At 54.3% G+C, this 19,514-nt stretch carries 14 protein-coding genes and 2 tRNA genes; 3 read left to right on the forward strand and 13 right to left on the reverse strand.

Features of this window, described 5'->3' with window-relative positions; translation table 11 throughout:
* Positions 1-14: 14 nt before the first annotated feature.
* Positions 15-707 (reverse strand): fimbrial biogenesis chaperone, encoded by a 693-nt coding sequence (locus ACSPHG_RS14980; protein WP_435954310.1) that lies wholly within the window; start codon positions 705-707, stop codon positions 15-17.
* 92 nt (positions 708-799) lie between these two features.
* Positions 800-1,363: a fimbrial protein gene (locus tag ACSPHG_RS14985; RefSeq protein ID WP_435954311.1), complete on the reverse strand. Its 564-nt coding sequence runs from the start codon at positions 1,361-1,363 to the stop codon at positions 800-802.
* A 544-nt stretch (positions 1,364-1,907) separates the two neighbouring features.
* On the opposite strand from ACSPHG_RS14985, the gene ACSPHG_RS14990 reads away from it, so the two are divergent.
* Together ACSPHG_RS14990 and ACSPHG_RS14995 are read left to right on the forward strand one after the other, a co-directional pair.
* Positions 1,908-1,995: transfer RNA gene (locus tag ACSPHG_RS14990), tRNA-Ser, on the forward strand.
* 171 nt (positions 1,996-2,166) lie between these two features.
* Positions 2,167-2,254, forward strand: a tRNA-Ser gene (locus ACSPHG_RS14995).
* A 492-nt stretch (positions 2,255-2,746) separates the two neighbouring features.
* Here ACSPHG_RS14995 and chbG read toward each other — a convergent pair.
* The 11 genes from chbG to putP form a co-directional block, all read right to left on the reverse strand.
* Positions 2,747-3,508 carry a chitin disaccharide deacetylase gene (gene chbG, locus ACSPHG_RS15000; protein WP_435954312.1) on the reverse strand — a complete coding sequence of 254 codons (762 nt, stop codon included), beginning with the start codon at positions 3,506-3,508 and terminating at the stop codon, positions 2,747-2,749.
* Positions 3,509-3,552: 44 nt separating this feature from the next.
* A complete protein-coding gene (locus ACSPHG_RS15005) occupies positions 3,553-4,896 on the reverse strand; it encodes a 6-phospho-beta-glucosidase (RefSeq protein WP_435954313.1) in 1,344 nt (447 codons plus the stop codon).
* A gap of 226 nt (positions 4,897-5,122) precedes the next feature.
* Complete coding sequence (chbR, locus tag ACSPHG_RS15010) at positions 5,123-5,959, reverse strand: transcriptional regulator ChbR (RefSeq protein ID WP_435954314.1); 837 nt, start codon at positions 5,957-5,959, stop codon at positions 5,123-5,125.
* 14 nt (positions 5,960-5,973) lie between these two features.
* Positions 5,974-6,321, reverse strand: a complete 348-nt coding sequence (gene chbA / locus ACSPHG_RS15015) for a PTS N,N'-diacetylchitobiose transporter subunit IIA (protein ID WP_435954315.1) — start codon at positions 6,319-6,321, stop codon at positions 5,974-5,976.
* Positions 6,322-6,385: 64 nt separating this feature from the next.
* A complete protein-coding gene (gene chbC, locus ACSPHG_RS15020) occupies positions 6,386-7,744 on the reverse strand; it encodes a PTS N,N'-diacetylchitobiose transporter subunit IIC (protein ID WP_435954316.1) in 1,359 nt (452 codons plus the stop codon).
* A gap of 83 nt (positions 7,745-7,827) precedes the next feature.
* Complete coding sequence (locus tag ACSPHG_RS15025) at positions 7,828-8,277, reverse strand: PTS sugar transporter subunit IIB (protein ID WP_435954317.1); 450 nt, start codon at positions 8,275-8,277, stop codon at positions 7,828-7,830.
* 147 nt (positions 8,278-8,424) lie between these two features.
* On the reverse strand, positions 8,425-9,213 hold the full coding sequence (gene phoH / locus ACSPHG_RS15030) for a phosphate starvation-inducible protein PhoH (protein ID WP_435954318.1): 789 nt from the start codon (positions 9,211-9,213) through the stop codon (positions 8,425-8,427).
* A gap of 644 nt (positions 9,214-9,857) precedes the next feature.
* The gene (gene efeB / locus ACSPHG_RS15035; RefSeq protein ID WP_435954319.1) at positions 9,858-11,141 is read right to left on the reverse strand and encodes an iron uptake transporter deferrochelatase/peroxidase subunit; all 1,284 of its coding nucleotides are present in this window, start codon (positions 11,139-11,141) and stop codon (positions 9,858-9,860) included.
* A gap of 5 nt (positions 11,142-11,146) precedes the next feature.
* Positions 11,147-12,271 (reverse strand): iron uptake system protein EfeO, encoded by a 1,125-nt coding sequence (gene efeO / locus ACSPHG_RS15040; protein WP_435954320.1) that lies wholly within the window; start codon positions 12,269-12,271, stop codon positions 11,147-11,149.
* 62 nt (positions 12,272-12,333) lie between these two features.
* Entirely contained in the window at positions 12,334-13,167 is an 834-nt protein-coding gene (gene efeU / locus ACSPHG_RS15045) for an iron uptake transporter permease EfeU (RefSeq protein WP_435954321.1), read from the reverse strand.
* 287 nt (positions 13,168-13,454) lie between these two features.
* A complete protein-coding gene (gene putP, locus ACSPHG_RS15050; RefSeq protein ID WP_435954322.1) occupies positions 13,455-14,963 on the reverse strand; it encodes a sodium/proline symporter PutP in 1,509 nt (502 codons plus the stop codon).
* A 532-nt stretch (positions 14,964-15,495) separates the two neighbouring features.
* Here putP and putA point away from each other — a divergent pair.
* Positions 15,496-19,458 (forward strand): trifunctional transcriptional regulator/proline dehydrogenase/L-glutamate gamma-semialdehyde dehydrogenase, encoded by a 3,963-nt coding sequence (putA, locus tag ACSPHG_RS15055; RefSeq protein ID WP_435954323.1) that lies wholly within the window; start codon positions 15,496-15,498, stop codon positions 19,456-19,458.
* Positions 19,459-19,514: the final 56 nt, after the last annotated feature.

The following is a 19,514-nucleotide window of genomic DNA, read 5'->3' on the forward strand; positions in this document are numbered from 1 at the left end:
CTGAATTTATGGAGCTATAGCTTACGCATCTCTTTTTTGGTCGACCCTCCATAGTCATTAATAGTGCGCCATGTCACTTCATTTCCCTTAGCACCCGCAGGGATAGAAAAACTCGCCTTACTTAAAGGATCGACACCCAGCGCATCTTTAATTTCTTCTTTACCAATCCACACGCCGTTAAAAACAACATGATAGGCAGAGGGATTCGTTATCTCCAACCGATCTCCATTACGCTTGAACGTCAGCTGATTTTGAGCATCCTCTGCTCGTCCCTTGAGTGAGGCAGGCCTGTAAAACAATTTTATTCTTGTTTTAACCGCCAGTTTAAGCGTGTTATTCGATTCTTTATCCGTATTTGGGATAGATCGTATATTGAGAAAATAAAGGGATTCTCTATCCTGAGGGAAGTTCTCGCTAATATTTGTGATACGTAGCGTCTGTTCGTCTTGTGCATTCAATCGAAACAAAGGCGGAGTGACTACAAAAGGTCCGCGGGTTTTGTTGTCACCTATATCCACCCATGACTGAATTAAATAGGGATCTTTGTCTGCATTGTTCTTAATATTAATAGATGATTCATTTTTATCTGCTTCATAGACAACCCGGGTACCATTGACAGCAATTCCACCAGCACTGGCGCAGCCGCAGAAAACAATAAGTGAAAGTAGTGCTATCCCCGAGTTTGATATGTTTTTTGAACGAGCCATAACACTTTCCATGAGTAAACGGTTTCACAAACTAAAAGCCGATAACACACTTGACGCATGTTATTGGCTTACTGATTAGATGAATGTCAGGATCATTGATAATTTAGCGTGACATCGGCCGTCGCGTTAGCAGGCCCCGCAACAACGTTTGCTTGTGCAATAGAGTCATTCACCAGTTTGTATGACGCATAGAGAACAAGGTTCATCTCAGGTCCTACAATTGTGTATTCTTTATTAGACTGGCCGTTAACCGGAATTGGATTTTTTTCACTATCCATTAAAGAAATACCAAAACCACGATTTCCTGGCGTTCCCTCCACCGGTGGCACTTTGATGAATTCAGAATTGATTTCATCTGGCGTAGCCGTCAGTACAACGTGAAATTTTGATGGCTCACCTTCGTTGCTACCCGGGCAGTTCTTCATCGGTATATTGATCTCCACCAATGGTGTCGATCTGTCATCAAAGCGGTAAAAGGTTTCTTTTGTCCAGGTGCCGAGTTGCACTTCGTAGACATGCCCTGTATCTGGAGCAAGCTCACAGGCGGTTTCAAGAATTTCACCGGTGAAGTTCAGTCGCCCGTCTGTAGCAAATGCACTTGCTGATATTAGCGTCAACATTCCGCCAACGACTGATTTAAAATATTTATGATTCATAGTCTCTCCTTGATAAATAACCATATCCACCACAAATGCAGTACTGTTTTCCGTTTCTTACCTCTGTAAGAAACATCACCACAAATGATACTTATGTGATTTATTCTCCGCAATCTTATTGATAAATCAAATACAACGACGATAACCGATCGATTATTTATATATTCAGACGAATTCCATTCCTAATATATTCATGAGAATCATATGATCGAGTCTAATGCCATAAATAAAACATAAGTTCGGTTAATGTAAATATCAAATGATATTACAAATCACATCAATACATGACCCGCTCCTTATAAAGGCATAATTCGTTATTTCAACAAGATAAAAAGCGTTGCATCCACGCGCTGCTAAACATACTTTTGCTGCAACTTAGGCCAGCCGTCCTGGAGCAATGTTCATTTTTGCAACGAAGCGTTTACGATTGAAGCAAGTTGTTGAAAAACTGAGTAAACGAACTGTCTGTAAGCAAAATGACGTTGACGTAGGAGGGGCTTTTTATTACATTAGCCCCCGTTCCAGCAGCGCTGGGGCGAAATACGGTGAGGTGTCCGAGTGGCTGAAGGAGCACGCCTGGAAAGTGTGTATACGGCAACGTATCGAGGGTTCGAACCCCTCTCTCACCGCCACATTTTAAGAAGAGCCCGCATGAGAATGCGGGCTTTTTTTCGCTCTGAATTCGCCATCGCTCAAGCCTTAACCGAACAGCGAATAAAGCGAAAATTACGCTTGACCAAAATGGGTCAACTCCCTATAGTAGCGCCCCGTTGCCCCCGTAAGTGGGTGACGAGAAACAAAACGGTGAGGTGTCCGAGTGGCTGAAGGAGCACGCCTGGAAAGTGTGTATACGGCAACGTATCGAGGGTTCGAACCCCTCTCTCACCGCCACATTTTAAGAAGAGCCCGCATGAGAATGCGGGTTTTTTTTTCGTCTGTAGCATAACGTCTCGTGCCTGATGCGCTCTGTGCAGGGCCGCAAGCGTCGCCTCAAGCAGTTTCTCCCTGCTCCTCCCCTTAGTTTCATCGCAAACTTAACAATTAGCTCTTATAGAGTGCCTTAAGACGCACGAACTCCGCCGCCAGCGAAATAGCGTGCCTGATTGCTCTACAGCTGTCCCAAGCAGAGCTTCTCCGTCCCGTCAATTCCAATTCTGGACGATAGTTTCAACGCTCCATAGCCCGTTGTAGCGCACAGGGCCTGCCCTTAGCTCTTATTTTGTCAGGAGGATGTCTTGCTTTAATAAAGTATGGAATGAAAAGGTCAGAATTTCTTCAGACAGACGACGGCAGGGATGGACGGCATGATGCTGATGTTAAGAAAACAGGTATAGGCGGGGATGAAATGCGGTGGATGAACGCAAGCGCCATCCACCGTTGTGGCTATAGATCTTTGAACGTGCCTAAACGGTAGCCGCGTTCCGCAATCCCGTACTTCAGCGCGGGGGACGTCAGCACCTCAAGCTCGGCCAGGCGCGGATAGCAGTACTTGCTCGCCAGAATCGTATTATCAATAAAGGAAGGATGGCACATAATCTCCAGCGACTTCTCATTGCGCACGGAGGCACGATCCAGCGTATCAAGGAACAGCGTTTCCGTGATGGCCTCGCCGTAAAAACCGCTGTCGAATCCCTGCGTGCTTTGCGCGCCCTGCGGTTCGATTTCGTGCTTTCTCAGCTCGTCGCGGTCGATGCGTACCGGCAGGCCCTTCTCTTTAGCAAAGGCTTCCACGACAGGGAAAATCTGCGGGATCAGATGAACGTGATGATGGCTGTCGATGTGGGTCGGCATGCGGCCAAAAAGTTCGATGAAACGCGCAAACTGGCACTCCAGCTCCTGCTTAATTTCGTCGAGCGGCAGTTTACCCGCCTCGGCCTGTTCCCAAATCCACTTGCCCAGCTCGCCCTTCTCACGTACCAGCCCCGGCATCGCGGTCAGCGGGCGGCCAAGCGTCAGCACGAAGTGCATCCCAACCGCAAGTTTAGGGTATGCCGCGCTCAGCGCCGCCGCGTGCTCGATGCCCGCAGCGTTAACCATCGCCGTGGTCGACGTCACCACGCCGTTTTTGAACGCTTCGATAATCCCGTAGTTTTGCGCTTTGCAAAGCCCAAAATCATCGGCGTTTACGATCAGTAATTTTTCCATATGCGCTCCATAAAAAGGCCCTCTTTATCGGAGGGCCAGAAGGACTATTTCAGAGCGGCAATCGTCTGCGCAAAATTCGGCAAAAGCGCTTCGTGGGCCAGCAGCATTTCACGCGCCAGCTTTTCAGCGTCTTTATCGGAACTGATAAGCGGGCTGAGGTTCAGCGCCAGCAGCACATCGTTCAGCTCGCCGCTCAGGGCCGCCTTGCTCGCCGCGATTTCAAAGCCTTTGATGGTGTAGATAAGCCCAAGGACTTTTTCATCGAAGTGCTTAACGCGCGGGTGCGGCGTTGCGCCATCGCGGCCAATGGTGCAGGTCATTTCGATAGCCCAGTCGGCAGGGATATTATCAATATGGCCCTTGTGCGGGAAGTTCACGTAGTGCTCGGTTTGCTTATCGTTGTAGATTGCGCTGATCACTTCACAGGCCGCGTCGGAATAGTACGCCCCGCCACGCAGCTCCAGCTCTTTTGGCTTCACGTTAAGCTCAGGGTCTTTATACAGCTCGAAAAGCTGCTTCTCGACCTTTTGCACAACCGAGGCGCGCGCGCCGCCTTTGTAGAACTCGCCCATTTCAATGGCGAGCATCTCTTTCGGCTTGAAGTAATAAAGAAGGTAAGAGCATGGGATCAGATTCAGGGAGCGCAGCAGCCCTTCGCTGAACGGCAGGTCGAAGATGTTTTTTACGCCGCTGGCCTTCAGCGTGCCGGAAGCCACGCCGTCGAGCAGCTCGGCGAAGCGGGATTCACCGTTCACCAGCACGTCTTTGATAAACACCATATGGTTCAGGCCGAACAGATCGATGCCTAAATCGTCTTCTGGCTGCACTTTGAGCACGTCCTGGATAAACATCTTCATGCCGACCGGGATGTTGCAAACGCCAATAAACTTTTTGAAGTTGGTGTGACGGAACACCGCTTCGGTCACCATACCGGCCGGGTTGGTGAAGTTAATCACCCAGGCGTACGGGCAGATTTCTTCCACGTCTTTGATGATGTCGAAGATCACCGGAATGGTGCGCAAACCTTTGAAAAGGCCGCCCGCGCCGTTGGTTTCCTGACCCAGATAGCCGTGGCTAAGCGGGATGCGTTCGTCAAGCTCGCGCGCTTTCAGCTGCCCTACGCGCAGCTGGGTGGTGACGAAATCAGCGTCAACCAAGGCTTCGCGGCGATTAAGGGTTTTGTGGATGGTAATGGGAACGCCCGCGCGCTCAACCATGCGCAGACAGAGGTCGAAAATAATATCCTGCTTCTCTTTACCGGCTTCAACGTCGACCAGCCACAGTTCGGTAATCGGCAATTCATCGTAGCGTTTAATAAAGCCTTCAAGTAATTCAGGGGTGTAGCTACTTCCGCCACCGATAGTGACGACTTTCAGTTTTTTACTCATAGGGACTCCCGTACAATATCATTGCACTGCTAATTAAAAACCGCGATATACCCTTCATGCTTCAAGCTGCAGGGGTGTTGGCTGCACTCCCTCACCCCATTCACTTAATAAAGTAAGCTCCTGAGGATTCACTTCCTTGCCGCCTATCTGCAACTCGAATTATTTAGCGTATATAAATTAAAGAGTGAAGATTAAATATCTGAACCTACATTCATTCAGCCACAGGCTAATTGATGCTACACAATTGCTTGCGGTAATGCTTTGGTGTGAATGACGTTAATTTCTTAAAGTTTTTAATAAACATACTCGGGCTGCTATAACCAGATTCAAAAGCAATATCAGTGACCGAGTAATTGGTTATTTCTAACTGTTTCTTGGCAAAATCAATGCGTATTTCATTGATGATTTGCATCGGCGTTTTACCGTAATGGCGCTGCGTAGCGCGGGTCAGGTATTCCTGAGACTTGCCCGACAACTCGACCATATTCGCCAGCGCCTTATCGCCAAAGCGCGATTTATCGTGCATCTTCTCGACGGCCACCTTCAGCCAGACCGGCACGTCCGTGGTGACTTCCGATTCACGGTGGTGCCGCAGGCGGTTCACCACGTAAAACGTTACGACTTCCAGAAACTCGTTAAATTCACCGTTTCTGAAATGCAGCGAGGCAATCACGGATTCAATATAAGCGAGAAACTCATTCTTAATTTGATAAACCTGTGATGCGACAAAACGCTGCGGTAATAAAGGTAAATAGTGCTGTTCAAAAAATGCTTTGCTGATCCCGACGTTTAATATTCTGGTCGCGCCAAATTCATAAAAGCTTTGGTGATTGGAACCCAGCGGGATAAAAACAAAATCGCCGCGTTCTAACAGCACCCTCTTACCATTAATATCCTGATAATAACGTCCGGTGAGCACGACGGTAAACTCGTAATAATCATGCTCGTGCAGCCCGGAGATGCTTTCTACCTTGTTGTAGATAAACACATGGAAATTTTGACCGTCGAAGAGTTGATTTTCGCGTGCTGTCTGGATTTCCATACTCAATACCTGTGGCTGCATTATTGCTCCATACGTTATTTTATTTTTTCGTGAAGCTCAATGAGTTCCGTCACCAGCTCGCGGGCCAGCATGGAGGTCATCAGGTGGTCCTGCGCGTGTACCAGCACCAGGCTTACTTTGGTTTTGCCTTCGCCCTGGTCGCCTTCAATCAGCTTGGTCTGCACCAGGTGCGCTTCGTTCAGCGCCAGGCGGGACTTCGACATTAATTCTTTCGCTTCCGGGAAATTGCCTTCTTTGGCTTTCTTCAGCGCGGCGTAGGCCAGGCTGCGGGCCTGCCCGGAGTTGATGATTAACCCCATAACCACTTCTTCGAGGTCCTGCACTTCGTCTTCAGTTTCTACAATGCTGTCTAAATCAAACATCTTCTTCTCTCTACAGTAAGTCTGTTGGCACTGGGGAGGCGGTGTCCTCCCCAGCATCCGGTGATTAGAATTTCAGTGCGTTCGCAATGTCTTCTTCGCTTTCTTCTTCTTCAATGACCGCCTGCGCCTTGTTCGACAGGATGACGAACGGCATGTAAATCAGCGTCGCAACACCCAGGTTGAACAGCGCGACGACCAGGGCCGCAATGCTGCCGTTTGAGTTGAAGAAGGCGCCCAGCCCGGTTGGCATAACCCAAGGTGCAAGGTTAGTGACCGGCGGGATGATGCCCATGGAGTACGCCGCAAGCGTGATGGCGGCCAGAATCGGCTGGACCAGCACGAACGGGATGAACATAACCGGGTTCATGATGATTGGCAGACCGAACAGGATTGGCTCGTTAATCTGGAAGATGCCGGAAGGCAGCGCCAGCTTAGCCACCTGACGATGGTCAGCGCGTCGTGACACGATGAAGATTGCGATGATAAGACCCAAGGTCGCCCCGGAACCACCCAGCAGGATGTAGGAGTCGAGCATTGGTTTCGCCCAGAAGTGGAAGGTTTTGCCTGCGTCAATCGCGGCCTGCACCGAACCATACTGGTTATAGATAGCGATGTTTTCCAGCGCCCAAGGCGTCATGATGCCGTTATCCAGCGCGGTCAGCGCCAGTGAACCATGCACCCCGAAGAACCACAGCAGGGAGTTGAAGATAACGTACGCCCAGCCCACAACCGCACCCATTGACGCCAGCGGAGTCGAAATGGAGTCCATGATGATCTGGTGGAAGTTGCTGCCGTGGTTGGCGAGCAGCCAGGAAATAATCCCGAAGATCGACAGAATAATAAAGCCGGGAATAATCGCCGAGAAAGAGCGCGATACCGAAGTCGGCACGCTTGGCGGCAGCGTAATAACCCAGTTGCGACGAACAATAAAGGTGAAGATTTCCGCAACGACCAGGCCAATAATAATACCGGAGATAATATTTTGACCGCCTAACCAGTTAGCGCCAACGGCATAGGCTTCGCCCACGCTATAAGGCGTAACGGTCATAAATGCAGCGACGGATAACAAACCCGCGGCCATTGGGTCGACTTTTCTTTCTTCAGCTAATGCCATCCCGATAAAAAAGGGAGCCATCAGAGACATAATACCCAGTGTACCGTTGTACACATTGCCGCCGATGGCTTTTAACCCATTAAGGGTTTCAATGGTCGAGGGATCTAGCCGAACACCTAAAGAATAAAAGAATGAGCCAGCACCAAAGCTTAAAAATACGTTATTGATAAGAACAAACATTGCCCCCGCGAGCGTTAACGGCATTAACTTAATAAAGCCATTTTTAATTGCGTTAACGTGCGGCTGCTTTCCTATTTTGACGGCAAAAGGTAGGAGTACCTTTTCAAGTGAATCAATGACTTTACTCATTTGCAGTTTCCTTTAATGCCGCCAGCAGGCGGCCAGGGGTGTGTAAGGTCTTCTTTGACGGGAAAATAAAACAATATTTAAAATTAACTGTTTGCTGCTTTTTTGATCGACGCGACAGCTGCTTTCAGGACACCCAGCCCATCAATTTTGCCGTACATGGCTGAATCAATAACTTCAACGGTTTTACCCGGTAAGACTTTTTTAATTTCTGGCAGCATATAGGCAATTTGTGGACCGAGCAGAATAAGGTCCGCATTGGTGCCTTTTTCACCCGCCAGGGTTTCAGGATAGGCTTCGATAATAACCGGTACGTCATACTTCTCCGCCTGCGCTTTCATTTTAGAAACCAGCAGGGAGGTGGACATGCCAGCGGAGCAAAATAGATAGATGACTTTCTTTTCCATAACGAAATCCTCGTATTCTTGATAGGTTGCAGTCTGGACAAATGTCCTTCTTTGTCTGGTTCGATGACGGGCCAATAGCCAAAAATTAAAAAGTACTGATTGTCTCTGCTTGAGTTGAGTATACGGCATCACTCCAGGCGGGGATAATTCTGCTTAACCAAAAATTGTCTCTCCTTGACCATTCCTTATGACTCCCCTCACATTTCGGGCAAATAATTCGCGCAAAGAAAAAAGCCCAAACCAGGTTTGGGCTTTTAAAATTATTCACACCAGGAATCAGTCGTAGGCGTTCAAGGTACGCTGGCAGAGGGCCGAGCGGACGCAATCCTGTTTGCCAAAACGGACAACACCGACCATTTCATCTTCTTCGAAACGCGCTAACGCATCGCTCAGGCCTGACTGCACACCCGCAGGTAAATCACACTGCGTGATGTCGCCGTTGACGATAACGGTCACGTTTTCCCCAAGGCGCGTCAGGAACATTTTCATTTGCGCTGCGGTGACATTCTGCGCCTCATCAAGAATCACCACCGCATTTTCAAAGGTACGCCCGCGCATATAGGCGAACGGCGCAATCTCTACTTTACCGATTTCGGGACGCAGGCAGTACTGCATGAAAGACGAACCTAACCGCCGCACCAGGATGTCATAAACCGGGCGGAAGTACGGCGCGAATTTTTCCGAAATATCCCCGGGCAAGAAGCCGAGATCTTCGTCAGCTTGCAGGACCGGGCGGGTGACTATAATCCTGTCGACATCCTTATGTATCAGGGCCTCAGCGGCTTTCGCCGCGCTGATATAGGTTTTACCGCATCCTGCTTCCCCGGTTGCGAATATCAGCTGTTTTCTCTCGATGGCATTAAGATAGTGCTCCTGAGCCTCGTTACGCGCGGCTATTGGCGAGTTATCACGGCAATCCCGCGCCATGCCAATAGATTCAACGCCGCTCATCTGCACAAGCGTGGTGACCGATTCCTCTTCACGCTGCCGATGGCTTCGTGAATCCCGTCTCAGCACACGTTTTGCTTCACGACGAGCTTTGATCACTGCTTTCTGTCTTCCCATGGATGGCACCTTACAGTTGGTTTCATTGCCCGCGTCACCAGAAGGGACGCGATTATGCTTACTAACGGATGAGGTTTGGCTTCCTTTTAAGCCATGAACTGCCGGTTGAGATGATGCACCAGTTAGACGACAAGCGCCGCTTAGCGCATCGTTGACACATTGAGTTGATGTGGAATCAGGAAATTTAGCGGTGAAGATAGCGAAGCCGGAGGATAAGCCTCCGCGCTGATTCGTGCGGGTAAGATGTTTTTTGAGCCGTCCAGTACAGGACCCTACCATTCGCGATCTCCATTGTGATTGAACTTCACAGCCGGGAACTACCGCTCATGTCTTTAAGTACATCAAAATTTATCTAAAATGCAACATGATTTTTACTTAAAATCAACATAAGCGACGCGCGGCGCGACTGCAGATGTTATGTCACAGTTATATTACAGTTTTATATCAATGAGATGCTCATAGGTAATACTAATGCATGATTTTGCGGGTGAATTGTTAGCAAATGAAAAATTAGCAGGGAAAGAATTGGGACAGGACGAAGCTACCGACGCCCTCGCCCCGGCCCCCTCCCCCAGGAGAGGGCGATAATCGAGCGGTCCCCTTTCCCCGTGGGAGAGGGTTAGGGTGAGGGGGAATCTAGATATTCAGGCCTCAATAAGCCCCTGCCCCAGATAATGCTGTTTATCCACCGCGCCCGGCAGGGCGAAGAAATACCCGCCGCCGATCGGCTTCACGTACTCTTCCAGCGCTTCCCCGTTGAGGCGCTTTTGCACCGCGAGAAAACCCTTCTCAAGATCGTGCTGATAGCAAACGAACAGCAGGCCCATATCAAGCTGGCCCGATTTCGACACGCCCAGCGAATAGCTGTATCCCCGGCGCATCATCAGGTTCGACTGGGTTTCTTTGGTGCGCGGGTTCGCAAGGCGAATGTGGGCATCCAGCGCGATAACGTTGCCTTCCGGGTCGGCGGCGTAGTCCGGCTCGTCGTGCTCGTTCTTCATGCCGAGCGGCGCGCCGCTGTGCTTCTCGCGGCCAAAGATGGTTTGCTGCTCCTTGAGCGGCGTGCGGTCCCAGGATTCAACGTGGAACTGGATGATACGAATGGCCTGATAGCTGCCGCCCGTCGCCCATGCCGGTTCGCCCTGCCCCTTCGTGACCCACACCACGTCGTCCATCAGCGGCCGGTTGCTGCTGTCGGGATTGGCGGTGCCGTCTTTGAATCCCAGCAGGTTGATAGGCGTTTCTTTGCCACGGCTGCGCGCGGCGTGGTTGGAAATAAAGCCTTCACGCTTCCAGCGAACGCTCAGCAGGTCCGGCGTGTGCTTGATGATATCGCGCAGGGCGTGAATGACCGTATCCGCGGTGTTGGCGCAGATTTGCAGCAGCAGATCGCCGTGGCACAGGCTGGCATCCAGCGAGTCGTTCGGGAAACGCGTCATTTTTTGCAGCTTTTTCGGCATGTGGGCGTTCAGGCCAAAGCGTTCGTCGAACAGCGTCGCGCCTGCGGACAGGGTGATAGTCAGGTTATCGGGGAAAATTTCCGCGCCGAGAATGCCGGAGTCCATCGGCGGCATACGCGGATTCGGCGTTTGGGGCGCCGCCCCCCCGGTGGTCAGGAAGTCAAAGCGGGAGGATAGCAGACGGAACAGGCGTTCAAGGTCGGCTTTATCTGCCGCCAGCACGTCGAAGGCCACCAGCATCATTGATGCCTGCTGCGGTGTCAGAATGCCTGCCTGATGCAACCCGTAGAACGGCTGCTTTTCCATGCGTGCGTCGGGGGGCAGCGTGCCGGGCGAGGTTTCGGTTTTAGCCGCGTGGGCCACCGGGCAGCCACCGGCAACGGCAAAAGCGCCCCCCAGGGCGCCCAGCGTTTTCAGCAGTTTGCGACGCGCGGGCTGATGCGCGTCACGTTTCGTTTTCTCTTGCATCTAACTTAGTCCAGGCCCAACACGCCGCGCAGCTGAGACAGATCTTCAGCAAGCGCCGTGACCGGCCCTTTCAGCGCGTTGCGGTCGGCATCGGTCAGCTTATCGTAGGTTTCAAAGCCGTCTTTGGTTTTGTACTTGGCGAGAATAGCGTCGACTTTCTTGAAGTTGGCATCGACCTTCGCCAGCAGCGGCGCGTTCTCTTTGCTCAAAAGCGGGCGGAGCAGGTTAACGATTTTCTGCGCGCCGTCGACGTTGGCCTGGAAGTCCCACAGGTCGGTGTGGCTGTAGCGGTCTTCTTCACCGCTGATTTTGCTGGCGGCCACTTCTTCAATCAGGCCCGCGGCCCCGCCCACAACCTTGCTCGGCGGGAAGGCAAGCTCGGAGATGCGCGTTTGCAGATCCAGCACGTCGGCGTTCAGCTGCTCGGCGTATTTTTCCATGCCCTTCGTGGAGTTGTCGCCAAACAGCGCTTTTTCCAGGCGGTGGAAGCCGGTGAATTTAGGATCGTTCGCCTTCTGCTCATAGTCGTCTTCACGGGCATCGATGCTGCCGTCCAGGTCAGAGAACAGCTCGGCGATAGGTTCGATACGCTCGTAGTGCTGGCGCGTCGGCGCGTACAGGGCTTTCGCCTTTTCGATATCCCCGGCCTTCACCGCGTCGGTAAAGGCTTTAGTGCCTTTGACCAGCTCGGCCACTTCTGCGGTCACGTAGGCTTTGTATTCGGTAATAGGGCCGCTCAGCGCCATCAGATCGTTTTTCGGTGCCGCCTGGTCGCCCGCCGCTTTAACTATCAGCTTGCCTTTCGGGTTGCTCAGCAGGCCGCAGGTCATGTCGTACTCGCCCGCCTGCAGGTTGGCGGTCATTTTTTGCGAGAAGCCTGGCGCGATGTTTTCACGCTCTTCCACCACCATCACCCCTTTCAGGATCTCCCACTCCAGCGCTTTCTGGCTGTTGTTCTGAATAAGGAACTGGGTTTTTCCGGCGTTCACGGTGATATTCATCGGCTCACACTGTTTATCGGTGACCGTAACTTTAACCTGCGGAATATCGGCGGCCTGCGCGGCAGAAGCGGCGGAAATAAGGGCAAACAAAGCGAGTTGCAAAGCTTTAACACGGAAGTGTGGAGTCATGGCCAATCCCTTACAAAGATTAGTATGTTGTAACTAAGTGGCGGAGGCCCGCCACAATAATGTTATCGAGCGCTATTCGTCGCCTGATTGTTCAGGCGCGGCGGCATGGCAAACAGCACCAGCGCCGGAATCAGATAGATAAAGTACATCGCCACTTCGCTGACGGTTGGCGCTTCCTGATAGCCAAAGATCCCCTCCAGCAGCGTCCCGGTCAGGGAGTGCGTAGAAAGCACGTTGCTGAGATCGAACGCGATGTCCTGGAAATGGTTCCACAGCCCGGCCTCGTGGAAGGCGCGAATCGCCCCCGCGGCAAGGCCTGCCGCAACCAGCAGGATAAACAGGCTGGTCCATTTGAAAAACGCACCAAGATTCAGGCGAATGCCGCCCCAGTAGATCATAAAGCCAAGCACGACCGCCGTTGCCAGGCCCAGCATCGCGCCCAGCGGCGGCATGATGCCCACGTCCTGCTGAAAGGCCGCAAGCAGGAAGAACACCGACTCAAGCCCTTCTCGCGCCACCGCGAAAAACACCATCAGGATGAGCGCCCAGCCGTGGCTGCCTTTGCTATGCAGGGCGTTATCCACCGCCTGTTCAAGCTGAACCTTGACGTTGCGCGACACCTTGCGCATCCAGAACACCATCCAGGTGAGAATAACCACGGCGACTACCGCCACGATGCCTTCGAACAGCTCCTGCTCTTTTTGCGGGAACTCGCCGGTCGTTTCGTTGATGAAGATCCCTAGTGCCAGGCAGAGGGCGGCGGCGGCCACCACGCCAATCCACATTACGCCAATCCATTGACCGCGCTGGGTGCGCTTTAGGTAGCTGGCGATGAGGCTTACGATCAGCGCCGCCTCCAGCCCTTCGCGTAACATGATGAGAAACGGAACAAACATTCCTGACACCTCAATTGTGAAATCTGGTCAAATGACGTAAAGAAAAGTAAAAAAGAACGATAGTGATTATCATTACCGTGAATGGAAATACAAGAAGATTGTGATGGGAATTATATCGAGATGTAAAAAAAGCTGGCATTGCCAGCTTGAGAACGATGGGGTCGGCATTTTCCGGTGGATGGCGCTATCGCTTATCCACCCTACGAGCCATACGATGCCGCATTTTCGTAGGTCGGGTAAGGCGTAAGCCGCCACCCGACGTTCGCCTCCCCGACCTATGCGTTAAGCTACTCCGCCTGCAGCTTGCTCGGAGGAGCCGAACGGTAGAACTCATCCGCTTCGGCAAAGCGTTTCTGCATGCTGGTAGACGGTGCCTTGCCAAGCAGGCTCACTACCACGATCCCGATGCTGGCAAACACGAAGCCAGGAATGATTTCGTAGAGGCCCAGCCACGCGAACTGCTTCCAGACGATGACCGTCACCGCGCCGATCACCATGCCCGCCAGCGCGCCGTTGCGCGTCATGCGTGACCACATAACCGAGAATAGCACAACCGGGCCAAACGCCGCGCCGAAGCCCGCCCACGCGTAGCTCACAAGTCCCAGCACGCGGTTTTCAGGATTCGCGGCAAGCGCTATCGCAATCAGCGCAACCACCAGCACCATCGCGCGCCCTACCCACACCAGCTCTTTTTGGCCCGCGTTTTTGCGGAAGAAGGCTTTGTACAGATCTTCAGTAATCGCGCTTGAACACACCAGCAGCTGGCAGCTCAGCGTCGACATTACCGCCGCCAGAATCGCCGACAGCAGCACGCCCGCAATCCACGGGTTAAACAGCAGCTGTGCAAGCTCGATGAAGACGCGCTCGCCGTTCTGGGTCACCGCGCCCGCCTGGGACGGGTTATCGCTAAAGTAGGCGATGCCGAAGAAGCCCACGGCGCAGGCACCGGCCAGGCAGAGAATCATCCACGTCATGCTGATACGGCGAGCGTTGACGATGGTGTGGTGGGAATCTGCCGCCATAAAGCGCGCCAGAATGTGCGGCTGCCCGAAGTAGCCTAGCCCCCAGCCCATCAGCGAAACGATGGCCACAAAGTTCAAGCCCTTCAGCATATCGACGTTCTCGATGCTTTTTTGCTTGATGACCACCAGCGAATCGTCGAAGCCGCCGACCGCCATAATCACCATCACCGGCGTAAGAATCAGCGCGAAAATCATCAGGCTGGCCTGCACGGTGTCGGTCCAGCTTACCGCCAGGAATCCACCGACAAAGGTATAAATGATGGTTGCTGCGGCACCGGCCCACAGGGCGGTTTCGTAGCTCATACCGAAGGTGCTTTCGAAAAGACGCGCCCCGGCGACAATGCCCGACGCACAATAAATAGTGAAGAACAGCAGAATAACCACCGCAGAGATAATGCGCAGCAGGCGGCTTTTATCTTCGAAGCGCCCGGTGAAATAATCCGGCAGCGTCAGGGCGTTATTGTTAACTTCGGTATGCACGCGCAAACGGCCCGCCACCAGCTTCCAGTTAATATAGGCGCCGACGGTTAAACCAATCGCAATCCAGCTTTCAGAAATACCGGAAATAAATATCGCGCCGGGCAAGCCCATTAATAGCCAGCCGCTCATATCGGATGCACCGGCGGATAACGCGGTGACCAGGCTGCCGAGGCTGCGGCCGCCAAGAATATAATCATCGAAGTTTTTGGTTGAGCGCCAGGCGATAAACCCTATCAATATCATGCCAAAGATATAAACAAGGAAAGTCACCAGCATCGGTGTACTCATGGTCATGCATATTCTCCATTATGTTGCCGGTTGCACCCGGCATTGCCGCACCGGAACGTGGCGCGGCTAGTTATTGGCTTTTATTTCGCGCCTGAACCCTGCCCGAAACTATTTTCAATCACAAGTGTTTTAACACGGCATTCACAAGAAATTCACCACACAAAAAATAGCTTTTCTACGTAGGTTGCACTTGCTCACGCTTTTAGCGGTTGCACCTTAAAAAAGTGTTAACTATGACCGCTTATTGGCCCTGTCCGCCAATAATCAGGCAGATCGTTTTCTTATTTAAGTTTTAACAATTCACTCTTTTCCCGGCCTGTTAACTGGCTCACATTTAACAAGGTTGCACAAAGTTGCAACATGATAGATATTGCCGCATAACTTTTATTAACCCACTATTTATTCCCTAAATCCTTCGAGCTGCAGGTAGACGGCAAAGGAATGAATCCCCAGGAGCTTACTTAAGTAAGTGACCGGGGTGAGTTCCTGTAGCCAACATCCTGCGGCTCGAAGGATGACGGGACAAGGAGTTACCGGCATGGGCACTACTACCATGGGTGTTAAGCTCGACGAAGCGACGCGCGAACGTATAAAGCACGCGGCCACGCGCATTGACCGCACCCCGCACTGGCTTATCAAACAGGCAATCTTCAGCTACCTTGAACGCCTGGAAAATAATGACGAGCTGCCGGAGCTGCCCGCCCTGCTGCTGGGCGCGGCTAACGAAAGCGAGGAAGCGGCCCCGGTGGCCGACGAAGCGCACCAGCCTTTCCTCGACTTTGCCGAGCAGATTCTGCCGCAGTCCGTCAGCCGCGCGGCGATTACCGCCGCCTGGCGTCGCCCGGAAACCGACGCCGTGCCGATGATTCTGGAACAGGCCCGCCTGCCTGCGCCTATCGCCGAACAAACCCACAAACTGGCCTACCAGCTTGCCGAAAAACTGCGCAACCAGAAGAGCGCCTCCGGCCGGGCGGGCATGGTACAAGGTTTGCTGCAGGAATTCTCGCTTTCCTCGCAGGAAGGCGTGGCGCTGATGTGCCTGGCAGAAGCTTTATTGCGCATTCCGGACAAAGCCACGCGCGACGCGCTGATCCGCGACAAAATCAGCAACGGCAACTGGCACTCGCACATTGGCCGCAGCCCGTCGCTGTTCGTCAACGCCGCCACCTGGGGTCTGCTGTTTACCGGCCGCCTGGTCTCCACGCATAACGAAGCCAGCCTCTCCCACTCGCTGAACCGCATCATCGGCAAGAGCGGGGAGCCGCTGATCCGCAAAGGCGTAGACATGGCGATGCGCCTGATGGGCGAGCAGTTTGTTACCGGTGAAACCATCGCCGAGGCGCTGGCCAACGCCCGCAAGCTGGAAGAGAAAGGCTTCCGCTACTCCTACGACATGCTCGGCGAAGCCGCGCTAACCGCAGCCGACGCTCAGGCCTACATGGTTTCCTACCAGCAGGCGATCCACGCCATCGGCAAAGCCTCCAACGGCCGCGGGATTTATGAAGGGCCCGGGATTTCCATCAAGCTTTCCGCGCTGCACCCGCGCTACAGCCGCGCGCAGTACGACCGCGTGATGGACGAACTGTACCCGCGCCTGAAGTCGCTGACCCTGCTGGCCCGCCAGTACGACATCGGCATTAACATCGACGCCGAAGAGGCCGACCGCCTGGAAATCTCCCTCGACCTGCTGGAAAAACTCTGCTTCGAGCCGGAACTGGCGGGCTGGAACGGCATCGGCTTTGTGATTCAGGCCTACCAGAAACGCTGCCCGTTCGTGATTGATTACCTGGTGGATCTCGCCACCCGCAGCCGTCGCCGCCTGATGATCCGCCTGGTGAAAGGCGCCTACTGGGACAGCGAAATCAAGCGCGCCCAGATGGACGGCCTGGAAGGCTACCCGGTCTACACCCGCAAGGTGTACACCGATATCTCCTATCTCGCCTGCGCGAAAAAGCTGCTGGCGGTGCCGAACCTGATTTATCCGCAGTTCGCCACCCACAACGCCCATACGCTGGCGGCGATTTACAACCTCGCCGGGCAAAACTACTACCCCGGCCAGTACGAATTCCAGTGCCTGCACGGCATGGGCGAGCCGCTTTACGACCAGGTGGTGGGGAAAATTGCCGACGGCAAGCTCAACCGCCCGTGCCGAATTTACGCCCCGGTTGGCACGCACGAAACGCTGCTCGCCTACCTGGTGCGCCGCCTGCTGGAAAACGGCGCGAACACCTCCTTCGTTAACCGTATCGCCGACGCCACGCTGCCGCTCGACGAGCTGGTTGCTGACCCGGTGACCGCCACCGAAGCGCTTGCCGGAAAAGAGGGCCAGCTTGGCCTGCCGCATCCGAAAATCGCGCTGCCGAAGGATCTCTACGGCGCGGGCCGCAGCAACTCCAGCGGCCTGGATCTCGCCAACGAACACCGCCTTGCCTCGCTCTCTTCCGCCCTGCTCAACAGCGCGGCGCAAAAATGGCAGGCGCTGCCGATCCTTGAAGAAGCCGTGAATCCCGGCGACATGGTGCCGGTGAAGAACCCTGCGGAACCCAACGACATCGTCGGCTATATGCGTGAAGCAACCCAGGACGAGGTATCCCGCGCGCTGGAAAGCGCGGTGAACAACGCGCCAATTTGGTTTGCCACGCCGCCGCAGGAGCGCGCCGCCATTCTCGAACGCGCGGCCGTCATCATGGAAGGCCAGATGCAGCAGCTGATCGGCATTCTGGTGCGTGAAGCGGGCAAAACCTTCAGCAACGCCATCGCCGAGGTGCGCGAGGCGGTCGATTTCCTGCGCTACTACGCGGGCCAGGTGCGCGACGACTTTGACAACGAAACGCACCGCCCGCTGGGGCCGGTGGTCTGCATCAGCCCGTGGAACTTCCCGCTGGCGATCTTTACCGGACAAATTGCCGCCGCGCTGGCCGCGGGCAACAGCGTGCTGGCGAAGCCTGCCGAACAAACGCCGCTGATTGCAGCCCAGGGCGTGGCAATCCTTCTTGAGGCAGGCGTGCCTGCGGGCGTGCTACAGCTGCTGCCGGGCAGCGGCGAAAAGGTCGGTGCTCAACTGACCGGCGACGCCCGCGTGCGCGGCGTCATGTTTACCGGCTCGACGGAAGTGGCAACGCTGCTGCAACGCAATATTGCCGACCGCCTCGACCCGCAGGGCCGCCCAACGCCGCTCGTCGCCGAAACCGGCGGCCTGAACGCGATGATCGTCGACTCGTCGGCGCTGACCGAACAGGTGGTGGTCGACGTGGTGGCCTCCGCCTTCGACAGCGCGGGCCAGCGCTGTTCAGCCCTGCGCGTGCTGTGCATCCAGGATGACGTTGCCGAGCACACGCTGCAAATGCTGCGCGGCGCGATGGCGGAATGCCGCATGGGCAACCCGGGCCGCCTGACTACGGACATCGGCCCGGTTATCGATGCCGAAGCAAAAGAGAATATTGACCGGCACATCCAGGCCATGCGCAGCAAAGGCCGCAAGATCTTCCAGGCCGCGCGTGAAAACGCCGAGGATATGAAAGAGTGGCAAAGCGGCACCTTCGTCGCGCCAACGCTTATCGAGCTGGAAAGCTTCGACGAGATGCAAAAAGAGGTCTTCGGGCCGGTGCTGCACGTGGTGCGCTACAGCCGTAACAACCTTGAGTCTCTGATCGAGCAGATTAACGCGGCGGGCTACGGCCTGACGCTCGGCGTGCATACCCGCATCGACGAAACCATTGCCCAAGTGACCGGTTCCGCCCACGTCGGCAACATGTACGTGAACCGTAATATGGTCGGCGCGGTGGTTGGCGTACAGCCGTTCGGCGGCGAAGGCCTGTCCGGAACCGGGCCGAAGGCCGGTGGCCCGCTTTATCTGTATCGCCTGCTGGCTAACCGCCCGGAAGGCGCGCTGCAAACGACCCTCACCCGCCACGACGCCGAGCTGCCGGTGGACGCGACGTTAAAAGCTAACCTTCAGGAAGCGCACGGCGCGCTGACGCAGTGGGCGGCAAGCCGTGGCGATCTCCACGCCGTCTGCGAACGCTTCGCCCGGCTTGCCCAAAGCGGCACGCTGCGCCAGCTGCCGGGGCCAACGGGCGAGCGCAACACCTACGCGCTGATGCCGCGCGAGCGCGTGCTCTGCGTGGCGGATAACGAACGGGATGCGCTGGTTCAGCTGTCGGCGGTCACCGGCGTCGGCAGCCGCGCGCTGTGGGCCGACGATCGGCTCCATCGTGATTTAGCGAAACAGCTCCCGGCAGTGGTGCAGCAAAAGATCGACTTTGCCAAACCGGAAGCGCTCGTCGGCCAGCGGTTTGACGCGGTTATCTACCACGGCGACTCCGACCAGCTGCGCAGCCTGTGCGAAAAAGTGGCCGCTCGCGAAGGGGCGATTGTTTCGGTGCAGGGCTTTGCGCGGGAGGAAACCAACCTGCTGCTGGAACGTCTGTACGTCGAGCGTTCCCTGAGCGTGAACACCGCCGCAGCGGGCGGCAACGCCAGCCTGATGACAATCGGCTAAGGCTTCGCTATCGTAGGTTAATTCGATTCGGTATGAGGGAGTGCCCAACGGCCTCC

Source organism: Dryocola baronae, from assembly GCF_051297175.1.
Lineage (GTDB): Bacteria > Pseudomonadota > Gammaproteobacteria > Enterobacterales > Enterobacteriaceae > Dryocola.